The organism is Paenarthrobacter sp. PAE-2 (genome assembly GCF_026013155.1).
In the GTDB taxonomy this organism is placed as follows: domain Bacteria; phylum Actinomycetota; class Actinomycetes; order Actinomycetales; family Micrococcaceae; genus Arthrobacter; species Arthrobacter ureafaciens.
Map to the genome: position 1 here is coordinate 40,265 of NZ_JAPDNV010000020.1, position 13,421 is coordinate 53,685.

A 13,421-nucleotide genomic window follows, 5' to 3' on the forward strand; every position below is an offset into this window, starting at 1 on the left:
CCACGCTCCCAACCCACCACCCCGAGGGGGTTCACACCATGTCCAGCAACAACTACTACGACGTCACCACGTGGCCTGTTGGCAACCCTTTCGAGGACGTCGGAGAAGTCATCAACAGCATCATCGCCGACATCAAGCAGCGGCAAACCGTCGCGGACGTGAACGACGGCGGTAAGCCGGGTGCGGTGATCTACCTTCCGCCCGGTGATTATCGCCTGCGCACGCAGGTACTGATCGACATAAGCTTCCTCAGGATCCAAGGTTCAGGGCATGGCTTCACGTCATCGAGCATCCGGTTCAACGTGCCGCAGGAAGAATGGTCCGGTTTGCACGAACTGTGGCCCGGGGGCAGCCGGATCCTGGTGGACCTCGCTGCGGGCGACTCTGCGGACGAATCAGAGGGGGCCGCTTTCCTCGTCAAGCGTGAGGGCAGCCCCCGGATCAGTTCCGTTGAGTTCACCGACTTCTGCATCGATGGCCTGCACTTCTCACCGGACGGCTCCGCGCTCCCTGCGGAGAACACGTACGTCAACGGTAAGACCGGCATTCACGTTGCCAGCGCCAATGACTCCTTCCGCGTCAATGGCATGGGGTTCATCTACCTGGAGCATGCCCTTGCCATCCACAAAGCTGATGCGCTCTCCATCCACGACAACTTCATTGCCGAATGCGGGAACTGCATCGAACTGCGGGGATGGGGACAGGCATCCAAGATCACCGACAACCTGATCGGCGCAGGCTTCAAAGGCCATTCAATCTACGCGGAGAACCATGGCGGCCTACTGATAACGGCCAACAATGTCTTCCCCCGTGGTGCCAGCAGCGTCCACCTTTCCGGGGTTACACGCTCAAGCGTCACTAACAACCGCCTGCACTCGTTCTACCCCGGGATGGTGATCCTTGCAGAGGGCAGCTCGGAGAACCTCGTGGCCACCAACCACTTCCTCCGCGATCACGAACCCTGGACGCCCTTCTTCGGGATCGACAACGGCTTGGACGATGACTTTGGACTGCTCAACGTCCACGGCAACCACAACTCGATCTTCGCGAACCATTTCTCCTTGATCGTGGATTCGGAGAGCATCCGGCCCTCCGGAACAGCCCCCGTGATCATCAAGCTCGCCGAGGGTGCGGGCAACATGGTCTCCACCAACCACGTGGTGGCCAAGGACGTCCAGGCCACATCGAGCGAATCCTGCTTTGAAGCGCAGGTGGACGCACTGCTGGCAAGCCGGGCTACGGAAGGACTGCAAGTGACCACCGTCCTGGTCGAATCCGCCTCTGTCCACAACACCGTCCTGGACTCCGGCAGCGAAGCACAGGTGGCGGCCGACCGGACCACCAACGCGGTGAGGGCCACGCCGGGCATCCAATTGACGGCTACACCCGGCATGTAACTGGCAGTAGGGGTTGTTCCCAGCGCTGGGAACAACCCCTACTGCCACTCAGATGGAGTATTCGCCTTTGATCACAAAGAACGAGCCCCGGATCTCTCCTGCCAGTTTGGACTTCTGCCGTGCGAACTTGAAGGTGCCGGCCAGTTCCGCGGGAATCTCCATGCCTTGGGAGAGCTTGAAGCCAACAGCCCGTTTGGATCCCTCATCAAGGCCGTACAGGACATTGATGGACAGGCCGGATTCGTAGAACACGTACGTCCAGCGGGTGCCTTCCACCTCAAAGGACGTGACCTCGAGGGGCCGCGACTCGATGACGAGGTCCCGCTCCTTAAGGACCCGGTTCACGTAGTCGACGATCTCCGGGGACTCCTCCGCCGGGACCGTGGCGAAGACGTGGTTGTACTTGTTCTTGAAATACCGCGCTTCGTTGGCCCGCAGCCCTGCGAGCGCCTCCGCGACAGGGGAAGACTCAAGCCCCGCGGTGGAGACGTTCTGGAAGTCGACGGTGTAAGGCATGGCTCCTCCTGCGTGGGTTCCTGATGGTTGGTTTTACCTTATGCCGGTGGTGGCGGGCGTTGCTTCTCCGATCCTGCTCGGTCCGTGGCCCAGTCCCCCGCCGACCCAGTCCCCCGCCTACCCAGTCCCCCGCCGGAAAGCACAGCCACCTCTTGGGTATCATCAGCAGGTAATCCTAAAGAAGCTTGGGGGCCGTATTGATGACGGGTGCACAGGGGCAGCTGGCGTTCACCGATGAAGCCGGCAGGGACACCACCCTGCGTGAATACGGACTGGACCCGTCCCTCGATTCGCCGCTCCTGCCCAATGCCGCAGTAGCCGGCGCCCTCCAAAACCTGGTGCGCCTGGCCACCGAACTGTGCGGTGTTCCGTTCGGGGTAGTCAACATCATCAGCGCGGACTCCCAGCACCAGATTGGCGCTTGGGGTGTGGACCGCCGCATCTGCTCGCGCGAAGACTCCATGTGCGCGAAGGTCTTCCACTCGCGGGAGGGGACCGTTGTTCCCGACGCAAGGCAGGATGAACGGTTCACGGACAATCCCTTCGTCACCGGCGACATCGGTGCGGTGCGGTTCTACGCATCCATTCCACTGGAGACGGAATCCGGCTTTGTGCCCGGCACTCTCTGTGTCTTCTCCGAAGAACCCCGGGACCTGACCCCGGATCAACTGCGCATCCTGGACGTGCTGGCAAAGCAGGTGGTGGAACTTCTGGAGTTGCAGCACCGGACCACCCAGCTGGACCGGGCCTATGCCGAGTTGAAGGAGAGCAATGCCAAGCTGGCAAGCTTCGCCGGCCGCGTCAGCCACGACCTCCGCATACCGTTGACCACCATCCTCGGTTATGTGGAACTGGTGGAAGACGACCCCCTGATCCAATCCGCCGGCTCTGCCGCAAAGTACCTGGAAAGGATCGGAGCCAGTGGCCACCGCATGCTTGCGATGCTTGAGGACGTGCTCACTTATTCGCGGGTAGGCGGCGGAATCCGCCCCGAATACACCCGGCTCTCCGACGTTGCCTGGGACGTCGCCCGTGATTTGGGCATTGACCACCACGGCATCCTGGAGATAGAAGACGCTGCGGTCTACGCCGACCCCGGACAATTGCGCACGTTGCTCCAAAACCTCCTGAGTAACGCGATGAACTACCGACGCCCGGACCGTGATCTGCGGATCCGGGTGAGTGGAGTCTCGAACTACCACGGGGCCACGGTTTTTGTTGCGGACAACGGCAAGGGCATCGCCCCGGAGGACCGCGCCAAGGTCTTGGAGCCGCTGGTTCGCCTGCGCCGTCCAGGGGACGGCGCAGGCACCGGACTGGGTTTGGCCACCTGCAGCAGCATCGCAAAAGCGCACGGGGGTGAACTGACCCTCAGCGAAACCCCGGGCGGCGGTACCACGGTGATTGTCAGTTTCCCGGCCGGCTCCTGACGCGCCGACGGCCGGAGGCATAAACAACGACGGCGACTACCGCCGTCGTCCTGGTCAGGGCCGGAGGTTGCCGGGCAGCGTCTCTGGGTAACGCCGCCCGGGCCCCCGGCGGGACCCGATGCATGCCGCGGCCCCATCCCACAAGGGGAACTGGAGAACCGGGCATCCGTGCGGTCCTGCCGTCATTAGTAAATATGCTTACCTTCACTCGGCACACGAGTAGTTGGTACTCATATTTCCGGCGGGCGCGACCTTCAACTACGCGCCCGCCAACTGGCAATCCGCTCCTGAACTGCGCCGATACTTCGGCTTACCCAAGGAAGGAGAGGGGGCTGCTACTTCCCTTCCTTGCCCTTACCGGAATTGGTCTTGTTCTTGCCGCCGCTCTTGACCTCGGCGATGACCTGACCGTCCATGGTGGACTCGGGGGCCTTCTTGACCTCCGGGGCCTGCGCCGGGGCTGGTTCTTGCGGTACGTTCGCCGGCGCGGGCTGGACCTGCCCGGTGACAACCTGGGCCTCCTCAGCAACCGGGACCACAACAGCTGCCGGAACAGTGTTGTCCGGGGTGGTGTTGGCCGCTTCCACGGGCACGCTGGTTTGGCGTTCATTCGTTGAAGTTCCCGGATCGGCGGGCCCCGAAGGATCAGCCGAGGTACCGGCAATCGAGCCGCCCTGCAGGAACAGGACCACGGCCAGCGGAATGGCCGCAACACCGGCCGCAACGCCACCAAGGAGCTTCCTCCTAGGCTTGCTGGCGGGCCTCAGGTTTTCCTGCCCACGTCGCGCGGCAGAGACTCGTGCCGCCCGGCGCGCCGAAGGAACGCGCGGGGCGTAAGGAACGTGCGGGGTCCGCGCGGCTACCGGCGCACTGGATGCAACCGGCGCAGTCGTCGGAGCGACGGGCGGCAGGACAGCGGTCGCTGCCATGGCGGACAACCGTCGCGGGCTGGTTAGGGCCTGCTCGACGGCGTCTGCCGAGGGCCGCCGCTCCGGGTCCATGTCCGTCATGGCCTCAAGGAGGCTGATAACGGGAGCGGGCAAGTCCTCGGGGACCTGGGGCCTGCGATGCAGCCGGGCCGCCGCGGTTTCCACCGGAGTGCCCGGATATTCGGCTTTACCCGTCAGGCATTCCAGCAGCACCAGGCCCAGAGAGTAGATGTCGCTGGCCGGGGTCAGGTGCAGGCCTTGGGCCTGCTCGGGGCTGAGGTACTGCGCGGTGCCCACCGTGAAGCCGGTGGCGGTGAGCCGGTTGTCCGACATGACCAGGGCTACGCCGAAGTCCGCCAATTTCACCGACTTCGCGTCGCCTGATTCGTCCGAGACCAGGATGTTCGCAGGTTTGATGTCGCGGTGGATCACTCCGTGCTCATGCACCTGTGCCAGGGCGCCAGCCAAGCGCGCACCAATGGCCGCCGTGTCTTCAACGCTGAGCGGAGCGTCGCTGAGCACTGCCCTCAGGTCGCGGCCTTCGGCGAGCTCCATGACGAGGTAGGCCCGTTCTTCATCATTGCGGGTGTCAACGCCGGCGTCGTAAGCCTGAACCAGTCCCGGGTGATCGAATGCGGCCAGGAGCCGCATCTCCGTCTGCTGACGGAGCTTGAACGACTCGTCGCCGGAGCCCGGGAGGAACAGCTTAAGGGCAACTTCCCTGCCAAGCCGAAGATCCTTGGCCCGGTACACCGTGGACATGGCTCCCCTGCCGAGCACGGATCCCAACTCGTAACGGTCATCAACGATGCCACCACTTGATTCGGCCGATTCGGTGCCGCGGGTATCCACGGTCTCGTCTCTCTTGCCCACCAATTGTCACGCCCTTCAGGCGTTCCCGTGCGCGATGGACCCTCAATGTCCATCACCTACCAGGTAACGCCGTCGATCAAACTTTCACGGTAGCCGCGCGGTCCGCTGTGTGGAGCGAATTCCTTGCGGCTCGAGCAACCCTGCATCTGAACAGCATCATCCGGTTCACCAGATTAGTCATCAGGATACTTACTACCTCGGCGAAGGGGCAACCCGGCACATGAATCCGTGTGGCGTACTGAACTGCGGAGCGCCGGGACTTCAGGGCAGAATGGGACGCATGACCCTCACGACTTTCGCCCTCGTACGCCATGGCCAAACCGACTGGAATGCCGAGCGCAGGCTTCAGGGCGCCACGGATATTCCGCTGAATGACGTGGGGCGACAGCAGGCCCGGGACGCCGTCAATGTGCTGTCCGCTTATGAGTGGGACACCATCGTCTCTTCGCCGCTGAGCCGCGCCGCCGAAACCGCGGACTTGATCGCAGAGGGGCTTGGACTGAACATTGCGCGCCGCGTTCCGAAACTGATTGAACGCAGCTTTGGCCCCGCAGAGGGGCTTCAGGCAGGGCCGGAACTCGAAGCATTGCGGATTCCGGGAGGATTCCGCGGGGGCGAAAGCGATGACGATGCAGCAGCCCGCGGGATTGACGCACTGAACGATCTCGCCGAGGAATTCGCCGGGCAGCGCGTGTTGGTGGTCAGCCATGGGACGTTAATCCGGCTGACCCTCAGCCGTGCGATCGGCCGGAAGTTGGACAGTGTCCACAACGCTGTCTTGAACCTGGCCCACCACCACGCCGTGGACGGCTGGCAACTGGACTTCTACAACGGCGAGCGCCTCGTCGAAGTGGTGGAAAGCTGATTTCCTCCCCGAAATAGACCCCCAGGTTATTGACATAAGCCATGCAGGTTTTTATATGCTCGTGCCAGTCAAGAAGTTGGCCGTCCAAAGTCCAGTGCGCTGGAGGTCTCCTTGGCACCCCTTCTGGCCGATTCCCGTGCAGATAAGCATGCCGCTTCCTACGGGAGCCAAACCCCGCCTCCTAATGAGGTGCGGCCTGACAGTGCGATCCGGACACTGACGGCCATCGTGACCTTGGCCGCCGATGGATGGTTCGAACTCAGCGTCCGTCAGATACCCGGACTGGTGGTGCACGCGAGCAGGCTCGACCGGGCACCGGAGGCCGTCCGCGCGGCCGCATGCCAATCAACCGGCAGGGCACCCTGGGAGTTCGACGTACACGTCCAATGGTGATGGTTGCAGAAGCCAGCAACCTGAGTGGTCACTATATTTAATGGCAGGTATGCAACTCTTCACCGTAGGCCACGGCACCACACCCCAAGCCGACTTCGCCGAGCTTCTGCGGTGGGCGGAGGTGGAGTCGCTGGTTGATGTGCGGATCGGTCCGGGCAGCCGGAAGCATCCGCACTTTGGCAAGGACTCGATGGAAGCCTGGCTCCCGGAGGCAGGCATCGCGTACCGCTGGGAGAAGGAACTGGGCGGCTTCCGCAAACTCCTCCCGGACTCACCGGATACCTCGCTCCGCAACGATTCCTTCCGCGCTTACGCCGGCTACATGCGGACGCCGGAATTCGAGGCAGCCCTGAAGCAACTCCTGGCGGAAGCCGACCGGCAACGTACCGCCATTATGTGCAGCGAGACAGTGTGGTGGCGCTGTCACAGGCGCCTCATCTCAGATCACTGCACCCTGCTGGACGGGGTTCACGTACGGCACCTCATGCCAGGGCCAAAGCTGGTGGATCACGCGGTCACGTCCGGCAGCCGGGTACTGGACGGACAGCTGAGGTACGACGCCCCCACTGGCTGAGAACGCGGGCTACTTGGCTGCGAGGCGGGTGCGCAGCTGTTCGGCGAAATCCTCGTATGCGGCGGCGATCTCTTCCAAGTCGACCGTGAGGGGGAAGTCAATGACTGGTTGCCGCTCGGCCAGCAGTTCGGCGGTCTCCTCAACTACGGCCTGCTGCTCGAAATCGCCCAGGCCCACCTCGGTGAGGAAGTCCGGATTTACCCGGACCACCGATTCGCCGGTCTGCCCCTCCGAGGCCCAGCGCACCAAGTACTCGTCCTCATTCACGCGTTCGAATTCGAATGTCTTCTCCATAAAGAGCAGCCTAACGGTCACAGCGCACGACGGCGGGGCTGCCGCCGTCGTGCGCTGTTGACCTTCGGCGAGGTCAGACTTCCGGGCGCCGCTCCACAATGGTCTCCGGGGCCGTACGCCGTTCCACCACCGTGTGGCGTGTCCGGTTGGACATGATGATGGAAATGATGAGGCCCAGCACGCCTACCACCATCAGGATGTAACCGATCAGCACCTGGTCCATGAAGGGAATCAGCCCCGGGGCCAGGGCGAAGGCCAGGATGGCTCCAATGGCGATCAATGCAATGGAAGAACCTATTCTCATGACGTGCTCCTTCCGCGTCCGGTCGGGCACAGGGGGTAATCCCGACCGCTGGATATAGTCAGAGTACTGATCAATTCCGCTGACGGCTAGGGTTTTGTGTCCTTCTTTGTCCCACGCAGAAACGCCGTGCCGGACCAGGCGAACGGTCCGCCGCACTCGCCCTGTTCCCGGCAAGCGGGTACGGTCAGGCTAAGTCCTGTCCCCGGGAAAGCAAGGAGCCGCCCTATGCCGAAGATCGAGGATTACGCACTGATCGGAGACCTCCATACGGCCGCCTTGGTGGGCCGCAACGGCTCCATCGATTGGATGTGCCTGCCCCGGTTCGACTCGCCGGCCTGCTTCGCCGCTCTGCTGGCGGACAGTGACGCCGGCCGGTGGCTCCTGGCCCCCGCCAACCCGGCCCCCGGCAGTGACGGCAACTGCACGCGCCGCCGGTACCGCGAAGACACGCTGATCCTGGAAACGGAATGGGATGTGGACGGCGGCAGCGTCCGGGTCACGGACTTCATGCCGGTGCGCGACGACGCCGTGGACCTGGTCCGGATTGTCGAGGGCCTCAGCGGCGAAGTGGCCATGACCATGGAACTCGTCCTCCGCTTCGACTACGGACGCGTGGTGCCGTGGGTGCGGAGGCATGGCCAGGGAATCAGCGCCGTCGCGGGTCCGGATTCGGCCTACCTCACCACGCATGCCCCGCTTCGAGGCCACGACAAGCGAACCGTCAGCGAGTTCACCGTCCGGGCCGGGGAACGGATTCCTTTTGTGCTGCGGTGGGCGCCAAGCCACGAACCCGAGCCCCGCCGGATCAATCCCTCCCGGGCCCTGGACACCACCTGTTCGTTCTGGCGCGACTGGATCGACCGGAGCGAGATCACGGGCAAATACAAGGAACCAGTGGAGCGCTCGCTGATTACCTTGAAAGCACTCACTTATGCACCGACGGGCGGGATCGTGGCAGCTGCAACCACGTCCCTTCCCGAACAGCTGGGCGGCTCCCGGAACTGGGACTACCGCTACTGCTGGCTGCGCGACGCTTCCCTGACGTTGCAGTCACTGCTGGCCGCCGGGTACACGGAAGAAGCGGCAGCATGGCGGGACTGGCTGCTCCGCGCGGTGGCCGGGGACCCGGCGGACCTCCAAATCGTCTACGGGCTCGACGGCGCCAGGCGGCTTCCCGAATTCGACCTGCCATGGCTGCCCGGTTACGAAGGTTCGGCGCCCGTGCGCATCGGCAACGCCGCGGCACCGCAGCTGCAGCTGGACGTCTGGGGCGAGGTTCTGGATGGCCTGGCCCTCACCCGGGCAGCCTCCCCGGCGGGATCGGGGGACAGTTCCTGGGATATCCAGATCGCTTTGATGGAATTCCTCGAAGGAGCCTGGGACCAGCCGGATAACGGGTTATGGGAGATGCGGGGCCCGCGCCGCCACTTCACGCATTCGAAGGTCATGGCATGGGTGGCCGCCGACCGCATGGTCAAGGGCGTCAGGAAGTCCGGGCTGCCCGGACCCGCTGACCGCTGGGCTGCGCTCAGGTCCACCATCCACAAGGAAGTCATGACCGATGGCTTCAATCAGGAGCTGAACACGTTCGTGCAGTCTTACGGCAGCACGGAACTGGACGCGAGCCTGCTTCTCATTCCCCGAGTGGGGTTCCTGCCGCACAACCACCCCCGGGTTGCGGGCACTGTGCAGGCGATCCAGGAACGGCTCACCGAGGACGGCTTGGTGCTGCGCTACAGGACGGAATCCGGGCACGACGGCTTGGAAGGCCACGAAGGCGTGTTCCTGGCGTGCTCGTTCTGGATGGTGGATGCCCTGCTGGGCATCGATCGGAAGGACGAGGCAACGCAGATGTTCGAACGGCTCCTGGACCTGCGGAACGACGTCGGCCTGCTGAGCGAAGAATGGGACCCGCGGAACCAGCGGCACTTGGGAAACACCCCGCAGGCGTTCAGCCACTTTCCGCTCATCCACTCGGCCCTGCAGTTACACCATGGCCAGGCCCATGACAGCGACACTCCGTTTACGGAACGGAAGCACGGCCAGCAGGAGTCAATGCCCAAGAACCCCGAACCGTCCAGAGGAAAGAGGTAGCTCCGGACTGCTTACACAGCTTCAGCTCTCGGTCTTCTGCTCGTCAGGATCCGGGAGTTCGGCCTTGTGCCTGGCTTCCTCAAGGTGCTGATCGAGCTTCCGCTCCGCATCACGACGGCGCTGGCCGACGGCCCGCATCTGCTGGGTGGTGGGCGAACCGACGTCGTCGCCGGTACCGTAGCCGCGCTCCTCCGAGGGCGCGGCGGGGCTGGACTTCTCCTGGTCATCCATAGGGACATCGTCCCACTGTCAGCCCCGCAGCGACACCACGGGTACCGGGCCTAGCGGGCTTCCGGCCACCCGGTGTAGGACTCGGCGAGGTATGCCTTTCCGTGTTCGGAGGAGACCACCGAGCGGAGTTCACCAAGCTGGCGGGCGCGATCAAAGTCGTCGGCGCCAGGGACGGTGTGCAGCATCGAGGTCATCCAGTAGGAGAAGTGCTGGGCCTTCCAAACCCTGTCGAGCGCCCGGTCGCTGTAGGAATCCAGCAGGGCCGAAGAAGCCTTCGAGTAGAAGGAATCGAGGCCTTCAAAGAGCACCCTGACATCGTTGATGGCCAGGTTGAGGCCCTTGGCACCGGTCGGCGGAACGGTGTGCGCGGCATCGCCGGCCAGGAACAGGTTGCCGTAGCGCATGGGGGTGTGCACGAAGCTGCGGAAAGGCAGGACCATCTTGTACAGGACAGGGCCTTCCTTGAGCTCAAAGCCGTTGCCGTTGACGCGCTTGCGGAATTCGGACCAGATGCGTTCGTCGTCCCAGGCGGCCACGTTTTCTTGGGGGTCGCACTGGAAGTACATGCGCTGGACGGTTTCCGTGCGCTGCGAGATGAGCGCGAATCCGTGCTCCGAGTTGGCATAGATTAGTTCATCCGAGCTGCGCGGGGCTTCGGCGAGAATCCCGAACCATGCAAAAGGGTACTCGTGGAAGAACCATTTGCGGTTGGCTTCCGGGATCTGGAAGCGGCAGTGGCTGCGCGAGCCGTCGGCACCCACCAGGAAGTCGGCCTGGATCTCGAACTCCTGGCCCTCCGAATCGGTGAACCAGACTTTCGGCTTGCCTTCGAGGTCGGACACGGAGGTATCCGTGACGCTGTACCGGACGTCGCCGCCGTCGGCCTCGCGGCGCGCAGCGAGGTCCATGAAGACGTCGGTCTGCGGGTAGAGCCACACCGACTCCCCAACGAGCTCCTTGAAGTTGATCCGGTGGCTTTCGCCGTTGAAGCGCAGCTCAATGCCGTCGTGGCGGTCACCCTCGCGCAGCACCCGATCCGACACTCCGGAGTCAACCAACAGGTTGACGGTTCCGTGCTCCAGAATTCCGGCGCGTACAGTTTCCTCGATGTCCTTGCGGCTGCGGATCTCCACCACTACCGATTCGATGCCCTGCTTCGCCAGCAGGTGGGAGAGCATGAGCCCTGCGGGTCCGGCGCCCATGATGGCGACTTGGGTGGTGATGGTGGTGCGTGCCATGATTTCCTCGCTCCGTTGCGGTCCCGGCGGTCCCGGGTGAGTCTCACCTCAGTGTGGACCGGGGCGCGTGACAGGCGTTACATGGATTCCGTTGAACGGAATCCGGTTACTCGTCGAGGCGTCGGCTGATGCCCCGGGCCGCCGTCTGGAGAGCCGGCACCAGCGCTTGCAGGCGCACCTCCGCAAGAGGCACCACAACGCCCAAAGCAGCGACGGCCCGACGCTTACCGTTCATCACGGGGACCGCGATGCCCCACGTGTCCGGATCAACGACGCCCGCGAGTTGCGCATAGCCTTGCCTGGCGCTTTCCGCCAGGAGGTGACGCACGACGTCGGAAGTCACCTTTCCGGAGGGGTCCTCGAATTGGCGGAGGTACTCCGCCTGCAGTTCGCGGGGCTGGTGGGCCATCAAAGCGAGGCCCGCCGAGGAAATATGGACCGGCATGCGACCGGCGACCTGCGCCCTGTTCGTTACCGAGCCACGCCTGGACAGTCGCTCTACAAAGAGTGCCTCCCACCCTTCCAGCACAGCCAGGTTCACGTTCTGGTTCAAGACCTGCTGAATGTCTTCCATGAAAGGCATCGCAGCCTGACGCAGCGCGAGCGTTGGCGAATTGCGGTTCACCAGCTCCCAGAGCCTCAACCCCAGGCGGACTGTTCCGCCGGGGCCCAGGTCCAACAGGCCATGATCGGCCAGTTGCCGGACCAGCCGGTGCGCCGATGACAGCGGCAAGGAAGCCCGCTCCGCCACCTCCGCCAGCTGGAGCGTCGTGACTCCTTCAGGGAAGGCAGCGATGACCCGGACCACGCGGTCCACCACCGAATCGCCCGACGCCGAGTTGGCCATTTTCCTCCCAAGGTCAACGGCATCAGCCATGGATGCCTTCCATTCAATGGTAAAACGTGCGTCACGTAACAGCTCCCGGTGATACAAATCTCATAACCAACCGATCATTCTGACGGTCGGGACCCGACCCATCATGTACCGAGGACGCTATGCCGACGATGACATCTGCCCGCCGCTCACAATGGCCCGTGTGGCTCTGTTGGCTCGCCATGGTCCTGGACGGATTCGACCTCGTGGTCCTGGGCACGGTCATTCCCACGCTCATCAAGACCGGCGAGCTCGGCTTCGACGCTGTTGGCGCCACGTTCGCAGCCACCATCTCCCTGGTCGGCGTGGGCCTGGGTGCGCTCTTCATTGCCCCGCTCTCGGACAAGTTTGGTCGCCGCAAACTACTGATCGCTTGCGTGGCAGGTTTCTCCCTCTTCACCTTGGCGGTGGCGTTCGCCCCCAACGTTGCAGTGTTCTCCGCCCTTCGCCTCCTGGCAGGGCTGGGCTTAGGAGCCTGCCTCCCCGCAGCCTTGGCCTACATGAACGACTACGCCCCGGCGGGGTCAGCGGGCAAGTCCACCACGCGCACCATGACCGGCTACCACGTGGGCGCCGTGGCCACTGCTTTGCTGGCCATCCTCATCATTCCCAACTGGCGCCTCATGTTCATCATTGGCGGCGCGGCCGGCCTGGTACTGCTGCCGTTCCTGTGGGCCAAGCTGCCCGAATCCCTCCCCCAAGCAGCCCCCGCTCCGTCCGCTGACGCTGCCAAGGCCCCTGCCGCCGTCGGGCGTTCAACCGAAGAGCCCAAGACCGGCTTCCGCGACCTTCTGCGCAAGCCCTACCCCGTGGTCGCCGTGGGAATCGGCATCGCGTCGTTCATGGGACTGCTGCTGGTTTACGGCCTCAACACATGGCTGCCGCAGTTGATGGCCGCAGCCGGCTATCCGGTCAGCACCGGCCTGACGCTGCTGCTTGTGCTGAACCTTGGGGCCGTTGCCGGGCTGTTCCTCGCAGGTGTCCTGGCCGACAAGCATGGGACAAAGCGGATCGTGCTGCTGTGGTTCGGCTTGTCCGGTGTTCTGCTGGCCATCTTGAGCGTCAAGATCCAGAACGAATTCCTGCTCAACGCAGCCGTGTTCGTTACCGGCGTGTTCGTCTTCAGTTCGCAGGTACTGGTCTATGCGTGGGTGAGCCAGCTGTTCCCGGCCCACCTCCGCGGCACAGGCCTCGGGTTCGCTGCGGGCGTTGGCCGCCTGGGCGCCATTGTTGGCCCGGCCGTGACCGGCACCTTGGTAGCCGCCAATATCGCCTACCCTGCAGGATTCTACGTGTTCGCCGCGGCAGGCCTCCTCGCACTCGTAGCACTGCTTGTTGTCCCCACGCACATCCACGCGGACAAGAAAGCCGTGCCGGCGGGAGAACGGTAGCCGCCGGCACGGAGACTT

14 protein-coding genes are annotated in these 13,421 nt (G+C 63.8%); 7 read left to right on the top strand and 7 right to left on the bottom strand.

Features of this window, described 5'->3' with window-relative positions; all coding sequences use genetic code 11:
• The first annotated feature begins 38 nt into the window (after positions 1 to 38).
• Positions 39 to 1,397, top strand: a complete 1,359-nt coding sequence (locus OCL88_RS13420; RefSeq protein WP_264962845.1) for a NosD domain-containing protein — start codon at positions 39 to 41, stop codon at positions 1,395 to 1,397.
• A 48-nt stretch (positions 1,398 to 1,445) separates the two neighbouring features.
• Here OCL88_RS13420 and OCL88_RS13425 read toward each other — a convergent pair whose 3' ends face one another.
• On the bottom strand, positions 1,446 to 1,913 hold the full coding sequence (locus tag OCL88_RS13425) for a hypothetical protein (protein WP_021472951.1): 468 nt from the start codon (positions 1,911 to 1,913) through the stop codon (positions 1,446 to 1,448).
• A gap of 200 nt (positions 1,914 to 2,113) precedes the next feature.
• Between OCL88_RS13425 and OCL88_RS13430 the strand changes: the two genes are divergently transcribed.
• Complete coding sequence (locus OCL88_RS13430) at positions 2,114 to 3,343, top strand: GAF domain-containing sensor histidine kinase (protein WP_264962829.1); 1,230 nt, start codon at positions 2,114 to 2,116, stop codon at positions 3,341 to 3,343.
• 335 nt (positions 3,344 to 3,678) lie between these two features.
• Here the strand turns inward: OCL88_RS13430 and OCL88_RS13435 are convergent, their stop codons facing one another.
• Positions 3,679 to 5,145 carry a serine/threonine-protein kinase gene (locus OCL88_RS13435; protein WP_264962830.1) on the bottom strand — a complete coding sequence of 489 codons (1,467 nt, stop codon included), beginning with the start codon at positions 5,143 to 5,145 and terminating at the stop codon, positions 3,679 to 3,681.
• Between the two features lie 271 nt (positions 5,146 to 5,416).
• Between OCL88_RS13435 and OCL88_RS13440 the strand changes: the two genes are divergently transcribed.
• From OCL88_RS13440 to OCL88_RS13450, 3 genes are all read left to right on the top strand, one after another.
• A complete protein-coding gene (locus OCL88_RS13440; protein ID WP_264962831.1) occupies positions 5,417 to 6,010 on the top strand; it encodes a histidine phosphatase family protein in 594 nt (197 codons plus the stop codon).
• 111 nt (positions 6,011 to 6,121) lie between these two features.
• Positions 6,122 to 6,403 (top strand): hypothetical protein, encoded by a 282-nt coding sequence (locus OCL88_RS13445; RefSeq protein WP_264962832.1) that lies wholly within the window; start codon positions 6,122 to 6,124, stop codon positions 6,401 to 6,403.
• 49 nt (positions 6,404 to 6,452) lie between these two features.
• Entirely contained in the window at positions 6,453 to 6,977 is a 525-nt protein-coding gene (locus OCL88_RS13450) for a DUF488 family protein (RefSeq protein ID WP_264962833.1), read from the top strand.
• Between the two features lie 9 nt (positions 6,978 to 6,986).
• On the opposite strand, the gene OCL88_RS13455 is transcribed toward OCL88_RS13450, so the two are convergent.
• Both OCL88_RS13455 and OCL88_RS13460 read right to left on the bottom strand, forming a co-directional pair.
• The gene (locus OCL88_RS13455) at positions 6,987 to 7,271 is read right to left on the bottom strand and encodes a hypothetical protein (protein ID WP_062098490.1); all 285 of its coding nucleotides are present in this window, start codon (positions 7,269 to 7,271) and stop codon (positions 6,987 to 6,989) included.
• Between the two features lie 73 nt (positions 7,272 to 7,344).
• On the bottom strand, positions 7,345 to 7,575 hold the full coding sequence (locus OCL88_RS13460; RefSeq protein ID WP_021472945.1) for a DUF6458 family protein: 231 nt from the start codon (positions 7,573 to 7,575) through the stop codon (positions 7,345 to 7,347).
• A 225-nt stretch (positions 7,576 to 7,800) separates the two neighbouring features.
• On the opposite strand from OCL88_RS13460, the gene OCL88_RS13465 reads away from it, so the two are divergent.
• Positions 7,801 to 9,669, top strand: a complete 1,869-nt coding sequence (locus tag OCL88_RS13465; RefSeq protein ID WP_264962834.1) for a glycoside hydrolase family 15 protein — start codon at positions 7,801 to 7,803, stop codon at positions 9,667 to 9,669.
• Positions 9,670 to 9,690: 21 nt separating this feature from the next.
• Here the strand turns inward: OCL88_RS13465 and OCL88_RS13470 are convergent, their stop codons facing one another.
• The 3 genes from OCL88_RS13470 to OCL88_RS13480 form a co-directional block, all read right to left on the bottom strand.
• Positions 9,691 to 9,900 carry a hypothetical protein gene (locus OCL88_RS13470; protein WP_166186013.1) on the bottom strand — a complete coding sequence of 70 codons (210 nt, stop codon included), beginning with the start codon at positions 9,898 to 9,900 and terminating at the stop codon, positions 9,691 to 9,693.
• A 50-nt stretch (positions 9,901 to 9,950) separates the two neighbouring features.
• Entirely contained in the window at positions 9,951 to 11,138 is a 1,188-nt protein-coding gene (locus OCL88_RS13475; RefSeq protein WP_264962835.1) for a 4-hydroxybenzoate 3-monooxygenase, read from the bottom strand.
• A gap of 106 nt (positions 11,139 to 11,244) precedes the next feature.
• Positions 11,245 to 11,985 carry an IclR family transcriptional regulator gene (locus OCL88_RS13480; protein WP_264962846.1) on the bottom strand — a complete coding sequence of 247 codons (741 nt, stop codon included), beginning with the start codon at positions 11,983 to 11,985 and terminating at the stop codon, positions 11,245 to 11,247.
• Positions 11,986 to 12,134: 149 nt separating this feature from the next.
• On the opposite strand from OCL88_RS13480, the gene OCL88_RS13485 reads away from it, so the two are divergent.
• Positions 12,135 to 13,403, top strand: a complete 1,269-nt coding sequence (locus OCL88_RS13485; RefSeq protein WP_217376493.1) for an MFS transporter — start codon at positions 12,135 to 12,137, stop codon at positions 13,401 to 13,403.
• Positions 13,404 to 13,421 lie beyond the last annotated feature (18 nt).

Bases quoted from the DNA above. Each gene is read 5' to 3' on its own strand.
- OCL88_RS13420 (WP_264962845.1), top strand. From the start codon at position 39: ATGTCCAGCAACAACTACTACGACGTCACCACGTGGCCTGTTGGCAAC.
- OCL88_RS13425 (WP_021472951.1), bottom strand. From the start codon at position 1,913: ATGCCTTACACCGTCGACTTCCAGAACGTCTCCACCGCGGGGCTTGAG.
- OCL88_RS13430 (WP_264962829.1), top strand. From the start codon at position 2,114: ATGACGGGTGCACAGGGGCAGCTGGCGTTCACCGATGAAGCCGGCAGG.
- OCL88_RS13440 (WP_264962831.1), top strand. From the start codon at position 5,417: ATGGGACGCATGACCCTCACGACTTTCGCCCTCGTACGCCATGGCCAA.
- OCL88_RS13450 (WP_264962833.1), top strand. From the start codon at position 6,453: ATGCAACTCTTCACCGTAGGCCACGGCACCACACCCCAAGCCGACTTC.
- OCL88_RS13455 (WP_062098490.1), bottom strand. From the start codon at position 7,271: ATGGAGAAGACATTCGAATTCGAACGCGTGAATGAGGACGAGTACTTG.
- OCL88_RS13460 (WP_021472945.1), bottom strand. From the start codon at position 7,575: ATGAGAATAGGTTCTTCCATTGCATTGATCGCCATTGGAGCCATCCTG.
- OCL88_RS13465 (WP_264962834.1), top strand. From the start codon at position 7,801: ATGCCGAAGATCGAGGATTACGCACTGATCGGAGACCTCCATACGGCC.
- OCL88_RS13470 (WP_166186013.1), bottom strand. From the start codon at position 9,900: ATGGATGACCAGGAGAAGTCCAGCCCCGCCGCGCCCTCGGAGGAGCGC.
- OCL88_RS13475 (WP_264962835.1), bottom strand. From the start codon at position 11,138: ATGGCACGCACCACCATCACCACCCAAGTCGCCATCATGGGCGCCGGA.
- OCL88_RS13480 (WP_264962846.1), bottom strand. From the start codon at position 11,985: ATGGCCAACTCGGCGTCGGGCGATTCGGTGGTGGACCGCGTGGTCCGG.
- OCL88_RS13485 (WP_217376493.1), top strand. From the start codon at position 12,135: ATGCCGACGATGACATCTGCCCGCCGCTCACAATGGCCCGTGTGGCTC.